Origin of the sequence: Alteromonas gracilis (assembly GCF_036870955.2) — a bacterium.
Taxonomy (GTDB): domain Bacteria; phylum Pseudomonadota; class Gammaproteobacteria; order Enterobacterales; family Alteromonadaceae; genus Alteromonas; species Alteromonas gracilis_A.
Window position 1 is genome coordinate 902,218 of record NZ_CP145482.2, and the last position, 16,960, is coordinate 919,177.

At 44.0% G+C, this 16,960-nt stretch carries 12 protein-coding genes and 1 pseudogene; 7 read left to right on the plus strand and 6 right to left on the minus strand.

The annotated features are described in order from the left end of the window. Positions 1 to 185 precede the first annotated feature (185 nt). Complete coding sequence (locus tag V6N89_RS04380) at positions 186 to 959, plus strand: hypothetical protein (protein ID WP_338516508.1); 774 nt, start codon at positions 186 to 188, stop codon at positions 957 to 959. 72 nt (positions 960 to 1,031) lie between these two features. Here the strand turns inward: V6N89_RS04380 and V6N89_RS04385 are convergent. The 4 genes and pseudogenes from V6N89_RS04385 to V6N89_RS04400 all read right to left on the minus strand — a co-directional run bounded on the left by V6N89_RS04385 (position 1,032) and on the right by V6N89_RS04400 (position 6,797). Beyond that, positions 1,032 to 2,625, minus strand: a pseudogene (locus V6N89_RS04385) (ABC-F family ATPase). A 158-nt stretch (positions 2,626 to 2,783) separates the two neighbouring features. Beyond that, a complete protein-coding gene (locus V6N89_RS04390) occupies positions 2,784 to 3,692 on the minus strand; it encodes a putative inorganic carbon transporter subunit DabA (protein ID WP_338516509.1) in 909 nt (302 codons plus the stop codon). After that, entirely contained in the window at positions 3,655 to 5,196 is a 1,542-nt protein-coding gene (locus V6N89_RS04395) for a putative inorganic carbon transporter subunit DabA (protein WP_346993464.1), read from the minus strand. Before V6N89_RS04395 ends, V6N89_RS04390 begins: the two co-directional genes overlap by 38 nt. Further along, positions 5,196 to 6,797 (minus strand): NADH-quinone oxidoreductase subunit L, encoded by a 1,602-nt coding sequence (locus tag V6N89_RS04400; RefSeq protein ID WP_346993465.1) that lies wholly within the window; start codon positions 6,795 to 6,797, stop codon positions 5,196 to 5,198. The genes V6N89_RS04395 and V6N89_RS04400 overlap by 1 nt, the downstream gene beginning before the upstream one ends. Positions 6,798 to 7,050: 253 nt before the next feature. On the opposite strand from V6N89_RS04400, the gene V6N89_RS04405 reads away from it, so the two are divergent. Continuing rightward, positions 7,051 to 8,022, plus strand: a complete 972-nt coding sequence (locus tag V6N89_RS04405; RefSeq protein WP_346993466.1) for an L-threonylcarbamoyladenylate synthase — start codon at positions 7,051 to 7,053, stop codon at positions 8,020 to 8,022. Here V6N89_RS04405 and V6N89_RS04410 read toward each other — a convergent pair. Both V6N89_RS04410 and V6N89_RS04415 read right to left on the minus strand, forming a co-directional pair. Beyond that, complete coding sequence (locus V6N89_RS04410) at positions 8,019 to 8,924, minus strand: LysR family transcriptional regulator (protein ID WP_338520216.1); 906 nt, start codon at positions 8,922 to 8,924, stop codon at positions 8,019 to 8,021. The genes V6N89_RS04405 and V6N89_RS04410 overlap by 4 nt on opposite strands. Positions 8,925 to 8,985: 61 nt before the next feature. Then, on the minus strand, positions 8,986 to 10,617 hold the full coding sequence (locus tag V6N89_RS04415) for a lipase family alpha/beta hydrolase (RefSeq protein WP_346993467.1): 1,632 nt from the start codon (positions 10,615 to 10,617) through the stop codon (positions 8,986 to 8,988). 305 nt (positions 10,618 to 10,922) lie between these two features. Between V6N89_RS04415 and V6N89_RS04420 the strand changes: the two genes are divergently transcribed. The 5 genes from V6N89_RS04420 to V6N89_RS04440 all read left to right on the plus strand — a co-directional run bounded on the left by V6N89_RS04420 (position 10,923) and on the right by V6N89_RS04440 (position 16,899). Further along, entirely contained in the window at positions 10,923 to 12,020 is a 1,098-nt protein-coding gene (locus V6N89_RS04420; RefSeq protein ID WP_346993468.1) for a mechanosensitive ion channel family protein, read from the plus strand. Positions 12,021 to 12,181: 161 nt separating this feature from the next. Next, complete coding sequence (locus V6N89_RS04425; protein ID WP_338516516.1) at positions 12,182 to 12,823, plus strand: hypothetical protein; 642 nt, start codon at positions 12,182 to 12,184, stop codon at positions 12,821 to 12,823. Beyond that, on the plus strand, positions 12,820 to 13,869 hold the full coding sequence (locus V6N89_RS04430) for a pullulanase-associated domain-containing protein (RefSeq protein WP_346993469.1): 1,050 nt from the start codon (positions 12,820 to 12,822) through the stop codon (positions 13,867 to 13,869). Before V6N89_RS04425 ends, V6N89_RS04430 begins: the two co-directional genes overlap by 4 nt. Beyond that, entirely contained in the window at positions 13,823 to 14,575 is a 753-nt protein-coding gene (locus V6N89_RS04435; protein ID WP_346993470.1) for a hypothetical protein, read from the plus strand. Before V6N89_RS04430 ends, V6N89_RS04435 begins: the two co-directional genes overlap by 47 nt. After that, a complete protein-coding gene (locus V6N89_RS04440) occupies positions 14,521 to 16,899 on the plus strand; it encodes an alpha-1,6-glucosidase domain-containing protein (RefSeq protein WP_338520217.1) in 2,379 nt (792 codons plus the stop codon). Before V6N89_RS04435 ends, V6N89_RS04440 begins: the two co-directional genes overlap by 55 nt. Positions 16,900 to 16,960 lie beyond the last annotated feature (61 nt).

A 16,960-nucleotide genomic window follows, 5' to 3' on the forward strand; every position in this document is an offset into this window, starting at 1 on the left:
AGAAAGCACTTTTCGTGCCTATTTTATTAAGTCCTTGTTTCTAAGGCTCTTTGTGTTGTTCTCGTACTTTCATTTGCAAAAGATGTAAAGAAAAGTGACAGAAAACTGTTTTATTTGCGCGTTTCTGGACAACCTGTATACTCGATTACGTTAAACAAATCATTTTTTGATAGAGGTTGTTCACAATGACGTTGTGTAAATTTAGACATTTGATGCTGTCTGTCGTGTTAACGGTTTTCAGTACATCACTGATTGCCGAAGAGTATTCAATTTATTTTGTACCTTCGTCTACCAATGACCTTCAGCAAGGCTTTTTGCGCTTCACTAACCCTAACTTTAGCACTGTTTCAGTGAGTATAGTCGGAATTGATGATGCAGGGAACCCCGGCCAGACCACACTTAGTTTTGAAGTGGGAAGTTTAGCATCACAACAATTCAATTCAGATGACCTCGAGTTTGGTAATGGTTCAAAAGGGCTCACGGGCTTTTTGGGCATAGCTAGTGACAACTGGACACTTCAAGTTACTACTTCGGGTGAACTTGGTGTTTCGTCATACATCAGAACGTCTGAAGGTTTTATGACGAAGATTGGCGATTTAGTGCCAAACACCAACCAAACGTCGCACATCGTGCCGATGTTTAACCCAGCATCTAACGTAAACCAAGTTAGTATTTTGAGGGTTGTGAATATATCAAGCGATAGCAACGATGTTAGCATTCTTGGCATTGACGATAACGGAGATGTGACCTCTTCAGCTTCTATCACTCTTGCTGGGAACGAAGCGGTTATGCTTACAGCACAAGACATTGAAAACGGAACAAATGGCCTATCTAATGGAATTGGCGACGGTGCAGGCAAATGGCAATTGTTTGTTACCTCAAGTGAGCCTGCAGCAGTGATGAGCTTTCTTCAAGCTCCAGGCGGCTACCTCTCCAACCTATCAAAATCGGGCGATTAAGATAGAATAAACTTCAAAATTCAAATGAAAAAGCCATGTATAAGAGGATGCTTAACATGGCTTTTTTTGTGCCTAGCTGTTTTCTTTGTGCGCCAAAAACTCTTCGTAATTGCCGTCAAAGTGATTTAGTTTCTGGCCTTTAATTTCGATAATTTGTGTGGCCAGTGATGAAACAAACTCTCTATCGTGACTTACAAAAATTACTGTTCCATCAAACTTATACAATGCATTGTTTAACGCTTCGATAGACTCCATATCCATGTGGTTCGTCGGTTCGTCCATCACCAAAACGTTAATGTCTTGTAGCATAAGCTTGCCAAATAATAGGCGGTTCTTTTCACCACCTGAGCACACTTGTACGCGCTTATTGAAATCGTCAGAAGTGAATAGCAAGCGACCAAGCATTCCCTTTATTTGTAAGTCATCATGTTTAGGGCTGCGCCACTGGCTCATCCATTCAAACATAGTTAAATCTTCAGCGAAGTACTTTGCATTGTCTTGAGGAATATAACCAATGGACGCGTTTTCAGCCCACTTATAACTACCTGAAGTAGGTTCAATATCGTTAACTAAACATTTTAATAGTGTGGTTTTTCCCGCACCGTTTTCACCGATAATTGCCAAGCGTTGTCCGGCTTCAAGAAGCAAATTCGCGTTGTCGAATAAAGGAAGGTCAGGGTAGCTGTGACCAAGATCTTCAAGCGTAATGGCTAAACGGTGCAGCTTTTTATGCTGCTTAAACACAATGTACGGTTTGCGACGACTAGACGCTTTTACTTCGGCGAGCTCAATTTTTTCAAGACGACGAGCGCGTGAAGTAGCTTGTTTGGCTTTAGATGCGTTAGCTGAGAAACGTGCAACGAAGCTTTGCAGTTCTTCTATTTCGGCAGACTTTTTGGCGTTTTCTGCATGAAGCTGTTCTTGTACTAGCATTGCTGCCTGTATGTACTCATCGTAGTTACCCGGATAAATACGCAACTCGCCATAATCAATATCGGCCATGTGAGTGCACACCGAGTTCAAGAAGTGACGGTCGTGCGAAATAATCAGCATTGTCGATTTACGCTTGTTAAGCTCTTCGGCTAGCCAGCTGATTGTGTAAATATCCAAGTTGTTGGTAGGCTCGTCCAGTAACAAAATGTCAGGCTCAGCAAACAACGCTTGGGCAAGTAATACACGAACTTTTTTACCTGGAGCGACTTCTTTCATTAGGCCAAAGTGATAGCTTTCATCAATACCCGCAGAATTAAGAATATCGCTTAGCTCTCGCTTCAGCAGTATAACCATCCATTTCAGCGAACTGAGTTTCTAAGTCGGCAACACGCATGCCGTCTTCTTCACTCATCTCAGCTTTACTGTAGATTTCGTCGCGCTCTTGTTTTACTTCCCATAATTCACGGTCTCCCATGATCACAGCATCAACAACGCTAAACTCTTCAAATGCAAATTGATCCTGGCTCAAAATACCCAACTTAGTACCCGGGGCCATTGATACATTACCCGATGACGGCGTAAGCTTGCCGCTCAAAATTTTCATAAACGTAGATTTGCCGCAGCCATTTGCGCCAATTAAGCCGTATCGGTTGCCGTTGCCGAACTTCGCGGAAATATTTTCAAAGAGTGGCTTAGAGCCAAATTGCATGGTGATATTTGCAGTGGTAATCAAAACAGGTATCCAGAGGGTAAAACGAAAGAGGAGATGTCGAAGCTGTCATCGACATATAAAAGCGCGCGCACTATAAGGAAATACATCCCCAAAGTCGAGGGAAAATTGAACAGTGTAAAGAAAAAGACATCCTTGTCTTTGCTTATTACTTACGGGAGTTACATGCTCAAACCGTGAGACTTATACCACTTACCTTTATAAAGACGTTCAATGACCGCAGGGCTTTCCCAGCTAAATACATACAACCAGTCATTATCAATAAGGTCCTGCAGCATCTTGTGTTTATCAACAATCTGCTGAATTTTGGTATTTGGTGCTACGATATAGACGCTTAAACGCTGGGGCTGATGAACCCATCGCTCGCCGTTGTGCAATGACTGCTTCGATAATCCAATTCGCAAGTCGCCTGAATTACCTTCAAATACACCAATATTATTGTATAGGGCGTTATGAAGTACTTTATTTCCGCTGCCTAACTTTTGATTATCTGCCACAGACGCATTGTATTGGCTGTTAATCCAGTTAGTAACGATCATAGGTGCTGTCATCAGCGTCTCTAGAACTGAACTATCTTCATCAGTTTGCCATGAGTAATCATGCAGGAATGTTTTCCCCTCAAGATCGAGCCCTCGTGTGCGAAGTCGCGGACCGATAATGAATGAAGAATTACCTGCTAAGCCCCATTCAGGTTGTACTTGTGACCAGTCGCTGGCGCGATGCTGGAAGCGTTCGTTACGTTTTTTATCAGACTCAAAGGGCAAATTTTTACTGTAGTGTTTCGCCCGCTCTTTTTGTGCTTGGTGCTTCGCCTCTATAAGCAGGTTTTTAACTTTTTCAGGTACCTGGTCATCAAAACACTCGACGTCGTCGGTAGTCGTATTATGCAATGCAGGCACAAAGCGCGTGTTGCCCGCTATTTTAAAGCCCATGTCTTTAAGTGCAGAGCGAACTTCTTCGTCGTTAAGCAGTTGAGCAAGCACGCGGACATTGACTTCACCAGACTGTCCTCCACACGCGCCACAATCAAGGCTAAGCAGCATGAAGGTTGTTGCGAGACTTGCTGGCATGCCCTACAAGTAGCACAGTAGGCGAAAACTTTGATATGCCCATCATTTTCAATGCACCGGCGGCTAGCGCCACTTTGTCATCAATTCCTATTGGGCCTTGGTCGTTGCTTATCTCCCAATCACAGTGATGGCTTAATGAGTTTATTGGGTTCTCTTTGCTTGATGGCATTAGCGTATTTTTTAATAGCTTAAAGGCGTACCACCAACCTGCAGATTCGACCATAGAAAAGCTTCCTAAGGGCGATTTGCTCCACTTATGCCATGTGGCGCGCTGTTGAATAAATTCGGCTCTGTGCGCGGTAGTATCTTTTTCTTTTACGCTAAGCTGAGGTGCAAGCAATCCCGGTAGCTGAGGTCGCTGCGCATCAGTATTAGCAGGCGCATAAGCTATGGGCATACCAAAAAAGCCAGCAAAGCCCATGGTCTTAATTGTGGGACTTTTAATTTCCAATATTCGGCGAATAACTTCAGAGCGCACATCAATACAGAAAATTGCCTGCACATCAGGGGCAAGCTGAGGCGCGGGGGATGCTGAAATTAACTTCGATTGCAGTCGTTGCTGTTGCTCATACTCATAGGCATACATCATTACCCAAAGCGCTAGTTCTTCGTTTTTATACTCTGCAATTTTCGCAGGGAGCTGCTTTAGCTCGTGGGTCCATCTAATTTTTACCTGCTGAGCTTTTTCTTCGAAATGCGCCTTGTGATAGCGGTAGATAATTAATTCCCACGCTAGACGAATGGCCAGCAACCCTTGTAACTCGTTACAGTCCTTTAACCAAGTGCGGTAGGCGATGTACGACGACCAACCATTTATATTCATAAGCAGGGCGTAGAAATAGTCTTGTGCTCGCTGCGGGTCAATTCCAAGTTCAGCCACCGACGCCTCTAACACACTTTCTAGGCTATCAGGTAACTCTTTGAAAATGCGTTTTAAGCTTTTGGTATTCATGAGCACGCTGATCCCGGTGTCATGTTGAAGGCCATTCAACCAGCTTTTGTAAAGTGTATCAGCTGCAGAATTACCCTCGATTTGAACCAGTGGCGATTCGTGCTGAAAGTAGGCCGCACAAAATTGGCTTATCTGAAAAGTGCATTCCTCTTCCCAGGTCATTTCATTCTTTTCGCGAAACCTGTCGAAATGTCTTGTGAGCAAGGGCAGTGAAACTGATTTTCGTTCGTCGCCTAGTGCAGCAATAAATGTGTCTTTGTCAGTCGTTAGGTCGTACAGCGCCATACTGTGCTTTATTGCATCGTCTGAAATAGCGCCCTCTTTATATAAATCGACCCAATGAGAAGCTGGCATAATGGCGGTAATACCAGTTAGAGCATGCACACGTGCCGATACATCTTGAAATGGCTGGTCAATGAGCTTCCAGAAAGGGTTAACCGCAATCATCTTGTCTAACGGAAAATTAGGAGCTACACCATTACATGCTTCGCTTGCGGCGCGCTGTATACGTTTTTCGTTTAAATTTGTAGCGTTAAGAGAAACAACAGTCATTATTTACTCCCGATATGCGTGATTGATGCAGCATTGTTGTTATTGGTTAGTTCTTTACGAAGCGTGATAGGTGATATTTTCAAAGTGATTTTTGTAAACCACTCATCAAGATACAGACCCGCAAATAAAAGCTGTTTGAATTTTTGTACATAACGTTTTTTGCCATAGGTTTGCATTGCTATGTGTAAAATAAACAGCGTAGAAATCAACGCCATCACCCAAATATCAATTAGAGAGAGCATGGCTACAGGCTCAGGAAAGTTGGGTAAAAGGTACCGGCTCACGGCATCCTTGGCGGCGCTGTATATACTAATTAGCACAATGGAAACACCTACTAATATGTACAGTTGTGTTTGGTCTGAATTCGCCGTGCGAGTCGCGATATAAGCGGTAAACGCTAACGTTACAAGTAGCCATGGGCTGATAGGGCCGCTGTAGTCTGAGAACGTAAAGCTTGCTAACACGATAAGCGCGGTTACAAAAAGGGCATTTAACCAGTCAGCAAACTGAGGTGTTCTAGGAGCACTGATATCATACTCAAGTGCTTCGTAAACCGCAGAACCCGAATTCAGAAATGCATAGGCTTTGTAAAATGAGTGTGCAACCAAATGGATAAGCGCCAACGAGTAGAGGCCCAGAGCACACTCTACAAGCATTAAACCCATTTGAGACGATGTTGACCATGCCAGTCGAACCTTCACTGTTACGCGTGTAGTCATAGCCAGAGCACTAAAAAATACGCTTAGTCCAGCACCAATACCTAAAATCCACTGCGCTGGTGAATACATCGCAATAAGTGGCGCAAAAGCTAGCAACAAGTAGCCGCCAAGGTTGATTACGCCTGCATGAAGTAGTGCACTTACCGGAGTAGGAGCTTCCACAATGTTGATTAACCAACCGTGTGCGGGTAGCTGTGCGCATTTAATCAAGGCGGCAACAGCAATACAGCATGCTGCACCTGTCGTGTATTGTGTTTGTGCGGCAGTGAGCGCGTTAATTGACAGCGGCGCAGCCTGCTCCAATACGCTAAGGATCTGGTTGATATAAAGGGTATCAAATGCCAAGTAGAGCAAGGTGAAGGCTGCGCCCATGAAAAGTTCAGACGTTCTTGCGAGTAAGAATTTCTTTTGCGCAGCTACAACAGCGCGCGGTCTGTCGGGATATAGAAGCAAAAGGTTATGAAGAGATAAGCTTACCGCAAGCCATCCAAACCAGAACACAACAAGGTGGTTTGCAAGAATAGTTATAACAACAGACGCAAGCGTTAGCTGCATCCATTTCAAAAAGCGAGGGTAGCAAGCTTCACCCACAAAGTAGTTTCGAGAAAAGCGCATCAAGATTGCACCTATTGCCACCACCGTTAAAATAACAACGGACTTAAGCGGCGACAATGTAACTAGCATAGTGTTTAGTGCAGCGGGCGCTGTGTCGATGAAGCCCACCAAAAGCGATACAGCAAGCATAATAAGGCTGCCCCAAATGGCGACCCTTTCAATATGAAGTCTTGAAGTGAAAGTGTTTTTCGGCCCACTGAACCAAGACATTACTGTCCAAAACAGTGGAAGCAACACAAGTAAAAATGAGCTAGTTTGAGATGACATGTTGTACTCCTTTGTATACTTAGGAGTAAAGCATGTCGCTTTGGTTTTAAAAAATATTATAAATATCTATTATTGTTCTGTTTATTTTGATTGTTAATTTTTTGTTTAATTATAAATTATTGTATTTAAATTGATTGTTGCCTTTTTTTGATTTAAAACTTAAATAATATCTAAGTTTTTTTTGATAAAAAGTTATTTTATTTATATGAGACTTTGGTTGATCCTATATTAGGCAAAAAATATCAGGTAGATCATGAATAAAACAACGCTTACACTGTCTTTTCCTGAAGACATCGACACTGCTGCCAGGCTGATTCAAAAAGGAGAATGCGTGGCGGTTAAAACAGAGACTGTTTACGGGTTAGCTGGTGATGCGAATAACCCTCTCGCGATTGAAAATATTTTTCAGGCAAAAGCCAGACCTACCAGTAACCCTCTAATTGTGCATATTGCCGACATTGACGATATAGTGAAATGGGCAAGGGATATTCCAGAGTCAGCCTACCAACTTGCAAACGCATATTGGCCTGGCCCGCTGTCTATTTTGCTTAAAAAGCAACCTTGGGTATCAGGTTCGGTCACCGCAGGGCAAGATACCGTAGTGTTGAGGTTTCCTGATAGCCAAGACTTTATTGCGCTGATAAAGGCGTCTAAGGCCGGTCTTGCCGCGCCTTCAGCTAACAAATACAAGTTTATCAGCCCCACTACCGCTGAACATGTATTAACCTCGCTAAATGGGCGCATTGCTGCTGTTGTAGATGGGGGAGATGCCGAGGTCGGCATAGAATCTACAATCATCGACGTAACACGAGATATTCCGACTATTCTTCGTCCCGGGCCTATCGACGATATCATGTTGTCAGATACGCTTCACCGAGAAGTTCGTTATGCGGCTAATTTAGGCATCACTGTTCCTGGCAGTGCTAAGCAACACTATCAACCAAATACGCCCGTTTTTCTGCTTTCCACTAAAGAGATAGAATGCAAAGGGCTGCGCAGAAACGAAGGGCTTATTAGTTATTCGTCGCCCCGATTATCAGGGCATATTGATGAGGAAAATCACCTGCAGTTATCGAGTGAGCCAAGTCATTACAGCAAACGATTTTACGATGCATTACACCAGCTCGACAAACTAGCCCTGTCCTGTATTTATCTAGAAAGCACGCCAACAACCACGCCATGGATAGCCATTAATAATCGTATTGGACGGGTTGTAGCGGGTTAATCACTCTTGTGTTTTGTCGATAAGTTGGCGTCTAATTTTGCGGTATCGATAATTTTTTGGACGTTTGACGGTACTTTCTTTTTAGCTAAAGTCACGGCATAAAAATGCTCATAGGCGTCTGGCAAACTTTGCTGTATGTGAAGTAGGCCATTGGCTACCTCGTCGCGCACGACAACTGATGGCATAACAGAAAAGGCTCCGCTGTCTCTCGCCAATAAGCGAAGCATAGCCATGTCATTGGTTTCAGCCTTGATCTTAGGCGAATACTGCACCTTTGCGCACGCTATGCTGAAGGCTGAGCGTATTTCACTATTCTGTGATGGTAGCACCCACGAGGCATCGGCATAACTTTGAGGAAACTTTCGCGCGCGTTGAGGTTTTGATGGGCCTATTATCTCAATTGCTTGACGCGAGACCAATTCGCTATGCCAAATTCCGTTTTGCTGTCCTAACTCTACATTATGGTTGGTCAATATAATGTCCAACCTAAAACTGGAAAGGCCTTCTAGCAGAGACTCTAGACTGCCTGTTTGCAATGAAAACGTGGCAAATTTGTTATTGATTAACGGCAAGGTAAAACTTTCAACAAAGTTTCTCGATAAATTAGAAAGCACGCCAATAGAAATATGGCTTAACTGAGATGGCAGCCCTTTGTTGATAAGGTTTTCAAGTTCCTCACCTTTTGAGAATATCTCATCGGCGTAAGCAAGCACTTGCTTACCTTGTGGAGTCAACACGAGTGAACGTCCCTTACGCGTTAGAAGCGCAACGCCCATGTTTTCTTGAAATTGCTTAAGCTGCGCTGATATTGCAGATTGAGACAAATGAATTTCGTTGGCGACCTGAGTAAGGTTACCCGTATTAGCCACACGCCAAAAGTAATAGAGGTGATGATAATTCATTCTAGACACGTAGCCATTCCTCAATGCATTGCTTGGTCACTTGTTGGTTAGAGATAATACGCTATTTATCAATATGCTGCAGCTTTTCCAAAATAAATGATATGGCTTCTGGGCTTTTAAATGAGTTGTGTGATGACGATACTATTCGCGTTTCCTGAGCGTCTTCAATGAATGCGCTGTCGTAGGTAACGACTGAGTCACTAATCGATGAGCAGTTAGATTGCGTGTCGCAAGAAAGTGCGCCAGATGAACCAATAATTGAGTAGCAAGTGCCTTGGACTGGTATCGTGGCCAGCGTCGTCATGAGTGGATGGTTTGGTCGCAATACTTGCACACTATCGGGCCCATAGTTTTGCAAAAATGGCAGCATAGCGTGGGTAAGTTTGTTTATGCCTACTTTGTTGATAAAGCCACGAAAAAGCTCTCTGAAATTAAATGGTAGGCTTATCAGCGAGGAGCCTATACTGCCAATTAAGCTATTAGCAACATCAGAGCCTCTGTGTGGTGTATCTAAAAAGAAAACCGTATTTCGTTCAAACACAGGAGAAAACAAAAACACATCACGTACGTCTTCATCTTCTTCTGATAACAGAGATTCTGGCGGAGAAGTGAATGTAGTATTCCACAACTTGTTATCGGGTTGGCTAGACAACAGCTTGGCAATGACACCTCCCATACTATGACCGATAAGAACAGCTTCATCAGTTTGAGTGCCTGTATTAATGCGCTGTTTTAATGCATTAAGAAGTTTGCGAACCCGCATGGCATTGTAAAATGGAGGAGGGCCTGAAGGATAATACACATGCCAAATCTGAAAACGCTGGCTCAGTGATTTATCATTTAAAATAGCCATAGTGAGATAGCGCCAAATAAGCGGGTCGGAGTTCAATCCGTGGAGCATGACCAACGGCGTTTTTGTTGATGAAAGCTCGCCAATACTAAATACTCCCATGCGACTTTCTGCTTTTTCGGCATTGGTAAACCCGAGCCAGCTGAAGTTATGAATGTCAGCATTTTGCAATAACCCAAGAAACGCTGCGCTAGGAGAGTAACGAAGTGCATATTCTTGATTTGCAAAACCTATCTTTTTATTGCTGGCAGTGGGAATTGCAGTCAGGGTTACGTGAAGCCTAAGACCTTGTAAGCTGATGTCGCTTGCATAGATGCTAAACGATGAAAAAATGCCTTCTAAAGGGAAGTTAGGATCGATATTGGTATTGTTGCTATTTCTATTTTTGCGAAAGCTCACCGCAGCCGCGCCAATGTCGCCAAAGACCCTTGGTTGTAGGCGCTCCTCTGATGTGATCATGTCATCAACTAGGAAAATTTTACTTGGACCGGAATAATTTACCTGAACCAAATTATCTTGGATGTTCCGCTGGTGGAACAGTATGTTGACTGATGCATTGTAATGTCGACGAGCAAATTCAAGATCACTAGCACTTAAATCATCTCGTCCAAGTAGTGTTCGTGAGCAGTGGAGCAGCAAGGTAACGCCAAGTGCGGAATTGCGTTCTTGCCTTTCGCATCGCTCTCTAAGAGCACGGGTTTTAATTTTATTAAGGTCAGGTAAAAAACCGTAGCCATAACTAGTTACAAGTGGAACGGGTTGCGCTTTTTGTTTGAAGAAATTGCTACTACTACATGCACTTAACGCCAACAAAAGAAAGAAGGCAGCAAACCAATATGACACCTTTAGATTTGGCTTTTGATGTTTTTTTACCCTGCGATAGCGCATTACCATAAATAATAAACTCGATGCTTTTTGTCGCTTTCCTACCCTAATAGTTATTTTGGCACTGTATTTGCCGTTAATAATTGAGAATAGTGAAAAAGTAAACCAGTCTGCAATTCACAGTGTAGACGCAAAATAGTTTGAAACGAAGTGCTAAAGCATCGTTTGCTCTATTTGGTGTGGCTTTTGCGTATTAAGTTGAAATAGCAAAGTTACTAACCTTTCAATAGTGACATTTGAGGCGTGCGTGGAGCGTTTAACTTATGGATATTTCAGGCGTTTTAGAAAATCAGCAGGCTATGATTATTGCCAGTCTAGTGGCTGTAGTCATTCTACTTTTTGTGATCAAACGCCTTATTTTAGTGCGGCTTAAAGCGAAAGCTCGCTCTGAAACGAGCAGCATGTCTAATATGTATCGCGTGCTAGTACTGTCGTTGAATGCACCATTAAATTTACTGATTCTGGTTATCTTCCTTTCTTTAGTAAAAAGCGTTTTCACTATATTTCAGTTGGAAGAGAAAATGTTAGTTCAGGCTTTATCCATAGCGATAGAAGCTGGCCTTATCATTACGCTTTTCCTTTTATTGGAGCGCTTTGTTACCTATTCACTTAGGCGTTATCGCGATCAATCTACGCTAGTTAAAAACACCAGTGCTATCGCTAGTGGCGCTGTACGTGCCGTGTTTGCAGTTATGGCTGTACTTATCATTCTTAGCACTATGGGTATTTCTATCACCCCAATTGTGGCGTCGCTTGGCATTACTTCGTTGGCCGTGGCGTTAGCGCTACAACCAACCCTCGAAAATTTCTTTTCAGGCATTCAGTTGGTAATGGATAAGCCTATCCGCATTGGCGATTACATCGAGCTTGATTCAGGAGAACAGGGCTTTGTAGAGAAAATTGGCTGGCGTTCTACGTGGGTGAGGATGTTGCCTAATAATATAGTCATTATGCCTAACAGTAAGCTGTCTAATTCAAAGTTAATTAATTATTACTATCCCGAAAGGGAACTTTCGGTGCCAGTTGAGGTTGGTGTGCACTATAACTCTGATTTAGATCTGGTTGAAAAAGTGTGTCTTTCCGTTGCAGAAATGGTGCTTAGTGACCATGAGTATGGTGTCAAAAACTTTAAACCATTCGTACTTTTTCACACTTTTGATAACTCGAGTATCAACCTAACAGTGATGCTACGCACGCGTGAATACTTTAACCTATTTTTCATTAAAAGCGCCTTTATTAAAGCGCTCAAAAAGCGTTTTGACGATGAGGGCATTGTTATCCCATTCCCAATAACAGCATTGAATATCGACCAGGAACGCACTGACGAAATACTTCGTCATTCCTTAAAAAAAGACACTTAATTAATACCTTTATAAGGTTATTTCTATGTATGCATTGCATACGTATTCACCCTGTTTTTCGATGCTTCTCTCTAGAAAGGCGCCGATTGTTTAAATAGTATCCCGCCCTGTAAACAATATTTTTACATTTGGAAATTAAATATTAACAACAGGGCGGGAAAATGAATATTAAGGCTTTAGTCGTTAGTGCGGCACTTTTGATAAGTGCTCAAGCAAACGCGAACTTTATTACCAACGGTGACTTTCAAACGTGCAATTTTAGCGGTTGGAGCTTAGATACAGATGGGTTCGGCGAGCCTGCCGATACCAGCGATTTCTCTATCGTTGATAATGCAGGTCAGTGTTCAGCAATGCTGGGTACCGACAACTTATTTCCAGACGGTATTTCAAACACGCTGTTTACTCAGCTTGACTTGTCAGGTGTTGCTGATGGCGTTGTTTTAGACTTGAGTTTTGATTGGCTCTTTAGTGGTTCTGATTTGCAAACCGATGATTTTTCAGACGCGTTTTCTGTTGTGCTAAATAACGGGATAGAGTTTGAATTATTGCTGTTCGGGTTCGAAAGTAGCAGCGGCACCTTCACAGCACAATTGGATAATAGCTATGACGGCTTCTTTCTCGATTTTGCGCTAATGCCTGGCTTCAACCTCGAATCATTTTCGTCGACACTTACTGTTGATAATGTGTCATTGGTAGAAAGTACCGACGTTTCTGCACCGCAAACATCAATCCTGTTGGCGTTTGGACTAGGTATGATTGCACTTCGCCGCAGTCATACTAAAAAGCAAGGAATGCCGCTATGAAAAAGTCATCCTTGTTTTGTTTGCCGTTTATCGCGCTAGCTAGCACACCATCATTTGCCGACTGGCAGCAAGCCGAAACGGCTAATACTCAATACCCCAGTCGACTTGTTTTTGACCGCGTCAACCGACAGTATGTAACTACTATAACTATTCAAAATACCGGAGATTCAGTAATATCCGGGCCAATTCGTGTCATGTTTGATAGTACTAGTCATGCGCTTCTAAATGCCAGTGGTGAAGAAGATGGAATTCCTTATCTGACAGCAGAGGTAGAATCGTTAGCAAGCGGTGAAAGCACAACTGTAACGGCACGTTTTGAAGTGAAAAGGGCGCGTTTAGCGTTAACGCTAAGCGTTCAGACGTTCGTTGAAGACCAAAGTGGCACTGGACTAACACTGGATGACAACCAAATTGCGGTGTTCTATAACCGCGAAGACGGTGAGTATGACGGTTGGGGTCTGCACCTTTGGAATGGACAAGCATGTGGAAACTATGCCGCACCAACAACGCAAAGCTCGCACTTCAGTAATTGGCCTGACCCTTACCCTGCAGATGGCGTGCACCCAGAATACGGCGCGTACTACATACTGTCTGTTGAGCCTGGTGCACAGTGCTATAACTTTATCGTACACAAGGGTAATGACAAAGCATTAGGCGATGCTGACAGCCGCTTTGAACCAGAGTTTGGCAACCAAACCTTTACCTTCAACGGCTTCCCTGAGCTATGGTACACACCTATTACAAGCAGACCGCAATTCCTTGATGGGGCAAGAGCGCACTGGATGGATGACAACACCATGTTGTGGCTTACTGACCATGGTGAAGCATCAGATATCGCACTTTACCATTCGCACAATGCGAGTTTAGATATCGACAGTGCAGGTGTGTCGCTGCTAAACGTTGGCGCACTGGGCACCGCTACCCGTATTCCAATGACGATAGCGAATGCTGAACAGGTTCACTATGACAGTAATCCACACTTAAATGGTTTTAGTGGGTTTGAACTTGATATTAGTGAAGCACAGGCTAAGCAGCTGCTTACCTAGCCAACTAATTGCGGTGGCAAGAGATGCTGAAGGCAATGTTGTCGACTCAACGCGGGTGCAAATACCGAGAGTGCTGGATTACCTTTATACGCGCAATGAAAGCGATGCTGATGAAGCGCAGCTTGGTGTGAAATACAGCGATGGCTCGGTGACCGCCTCTGTTTGGGCGCCTACGGCGCAATCGGTAAACGTAAAGGTGTACAACAAAGCTAGGCAGTTGCAAAGCACAGCGCCAATGACGTTAGATAGCGCAACCGGTATTTGGCAATACACGGGCGAACAAGCAGGCCTAGACAGACAGTTTTACCGCTATGAACTTACTGTTTACCATCCGCTAACGCAAAACATTGAAGTAGTGGAAACAACCGATCCTTACTCTATTTCACTATCAACCAATGGACGCTTTACTCAATTTGTTAACCTTGACGATGCTGACTTGAAGCCATCGGGATGGGATGGGCATACCGTGCTGAAGCGGCGGGCGACCCGGAAGACATCATTATTTATGAAAGCCATATTCGTGACTTTAGTATTCTTGATGAGAGTACGAGCCCTGAAAACCGTGGCAAATATATGGCCTTTACCGAATCAAATTCGGTGCCTGTGCAGCATTTACAGTCATTACAGGATGCGGGGCTCACTCATTTCCATATGCTGCCCGCTAACGATATCGCCACCATACGCGAAGACGAAGAAAGCCGTGTAGACATAACTGACACCGTTGCAAGGTTGTGTAGTGTGAATGCCCAAGCGTCGGTGTGTGGTGTAGAAAATGACAATTCTACGCTACTCGAAGTGCTCCAAAGTTATTCTCCTGAGACCACTCAGGCACAGGCATTGGTCGAGTCTATGCGTGCGTATGATGGCTTCAATTGGGGTTATGATCCGCACCACTTTGCCGCACCTGAAGGAAGTTATGCGACTGACCCAGATGGTGAGACGCGTATTGTAGAGATGCGAGCAATGAACCAAGCACTCCATCAGATGGGCTTACGCGTGGTGCTCGACGTTGTCTACAACCATACCGCCTCTTCAGGCCTGTTCGATAATTCGGTACTAGACAAAGTAGTACCTGGATATTATCAGCGTTTAAGCGAAACCACAGGGCGCATTGAAAATTCAACATGTTGTGAAAACACAGCCACTGAACATGTCATGATGGCTAAGCTTATGAATGACTCGCTTGTAAGCTTTGCAGAACATTTTGGTTTTGATTCTTTCCGTTTTGACCTAATGGGTCATATTCCAAAACAAGCTATTTTGGATGCGCGAGAAGCAGTGCGCGCTGTCGACCCAGATACCTACTTCTATGGTGAAGGATGGAACTTTGGTGAAGTGGTAAATAATCGTCGGTTCGAGCAAGCTGCGCAACTTAATATGGCGGGCTCAGAAATTGGCACCTTCTCTGATAGACAACGTGAAGCCGTGCGAAGTGCAGCGCTATTCAATCAAGGCGGTAGCTTGCACGACCAAGACACTATCAGAATTGGTCTAGTTGGCAATGTGGGTAGCTATCAATTTGTGGCAGCTGATGGCTCATACCTGTCGGCCTACGATTACAATTGGAACGGACAACCTGCTGGATACAGTGAAGACCCTGCCGACACTGTGAACTATATCTCGAAGCACGACAATGAAGCCCTTTGGGACGAGCTGCAGTATGGGTTGCCTAGCGATATGACATTACAAGACCGCGTACGCGTTCAAAATGTGGCGCTTTCTATTCCATTGCTAAGTCAGGGTATCCCTTTCCTTCACATGGGCTCTGAATTGATCCGCTCCAAATCAATGGACCGCAACACGTATGATGCGGGTGATTGGTTTAATCGCGTCGATTTCACCAAAACGATGAGCAATTGGAATATTGGTTTACCACTTGCGCAAGATAATCAAGCAAGATGGGGAGAGATAAGCGGTGTGTCTGCAAACCCTAACTCGGCGTTTGGTGCACAAGATATTCATTTAACGTCATCGCTGTTTACAGAATTTTTGAATGTACGTGCAACGAGTAAGCTGTTTAGACTAACCAGTGCAGAAGACATTTCACAGCGTATTCGCTTCCACAATACGGGTGAAGGGCAAGTGCAAGGGCTTATTGTAATGAGCCTTGACGACGGTATTGGCTTAGATGATCTCGACCAGAATAACGACGCAATTGTTGTCATGTTTAACGGCACACAAAGTGCTCAAGACTTCTACATTGGTGATGCTACTGGGTTTGAGCTTCATGCTAATCAGCAAGCATCTGCGGATGAACGAGTGCAGAATGCTTCGTTTGATAACGGCACGTTTAGTGTACCTGCACTCACTACTGCTGTATTTGTGAAACCACAAAATGGTGAACAAGGTTTTGGTCTATCTGCATTACCGCCTTACGGTGATAGAACCGTGTATTTGCGTGGTGGCATGAACGCGTGGGATACCTCTTTGCCGCTAGAGTATGTGGGCAACGACGTTTATCGTATTGAAGTGAGTTTGCTAGAAGGAACCTATGAATTCAAACTTGCGGATGAAAACTTTGACGTAGCCAATATCGGCGGTGGGGTTAGCGTTGGTGCGGGCCAGTCGGCTACGCTGACTAATGGCGGGAATAACCTGACGTTAAACATTATTAGCGACGGTGATTATACCTTTGAGCTAGATGCGCCTAACGGTGCAAGCCCTGTGCTTACTATTACCACTCAAGACCCAAATGCAGTGCCAGCACCTTATGGTGATACCACGATTTACGTGCGCGGTATTATGGGAGACTGGGGGACTTCTCGCCCAATGGCTTACGAAGGTGCAGGTATTTATTCAATAAGCTTTTCTGTTACTGCAGGGACCCATGAGTTTAAAGTGGCTGAGGCAAACTGGTCGTCTCCGAATTTGGGAAGTAACGGCGGGGCAATCAATGTAGGGGAGTCGCTTACCTTACAACAAGGCGCAGGCAATATTCGACTAACGGTGACTGAGTCGCAAACGCTACGTTTTGTGATAGATGCAAGCGATACTCGGTGCGCCCGAAGTGAGCGTGGAAAGCGTTCCTGAATAATAGACAATAGCAAACACATTTCCTAATGTAAAAAAGGGGCTAGGCATAAATGCTTAG

Coding starts and splice junctions, on each gene's coding strand:
- V6N89_RS04380 (WP_338516508.1), top strand. CDS start 186: ATGACGTTGTGTAAATTTAGACATTTGATGCTGTCTGTCGTGTTAACG.
- V6N89_RS04390 (WP_338516509.1), bottom strand. CDS start 3,692: ATGCCAGCAAGTCTCGCAACAACCTTCATGCTGCTTAGCCTTGATTGT.
- V6N89_RS04395 (WP_346993464.1), bottom strand. CDS start 5,196: ATGACTGTTGTTTCTCTTAACGCTACAAATTTAAACGAAAAACGTATA.
- V6N89_RS04400 (WP_346993465.1), bottom strand. CDS start 6,797: ATGTCATCTCAAACTAGCTCATTTTTACTTGTGTTGCTTCCACTGTTT.
- V6N89_RS04405 (WP_346993466.1), top strand. CDS start 7,051: ATGAATAAAACAACGCTTACACTGTCTTTTCCTGAAGACATCGACACT.
- V6N89_RS04410 (WP_338520216.1), bottom strand. CDS start 8,924: ATGAATTATCATCACCTCTATTACTTTTGGCGTGTGGCTAATACGGGT.
- V6N89_RS04420 (WP_346993468.1), top strand. CDS start 10,923: ATGGATATTTCAGGCGTTTTAGAAAATCAGCAGGCTATGATTATTGCC.
- V6N89_RS04425 (WP_338516516.1), top strand. CDS start 12,182: ATGAATATTAAGGCTTTAGTCGTTAGTGCGGCACTTTTGATAAGTGCT.
- V6N89_RS04430 (WP_346993469.1), top strand. CDS start 12,820: ATGAAAAAGTCATCCTTGTTTTGTTTGCCGTTTATCGCGCTAGCTAGC.
- V6N89_RS04440 (WP_338520217.1), top strand. CDS start 14,521: ATGCTGCCCGCTAACGATATCGCCACCATACGCGAAGACGAAGAAAGC.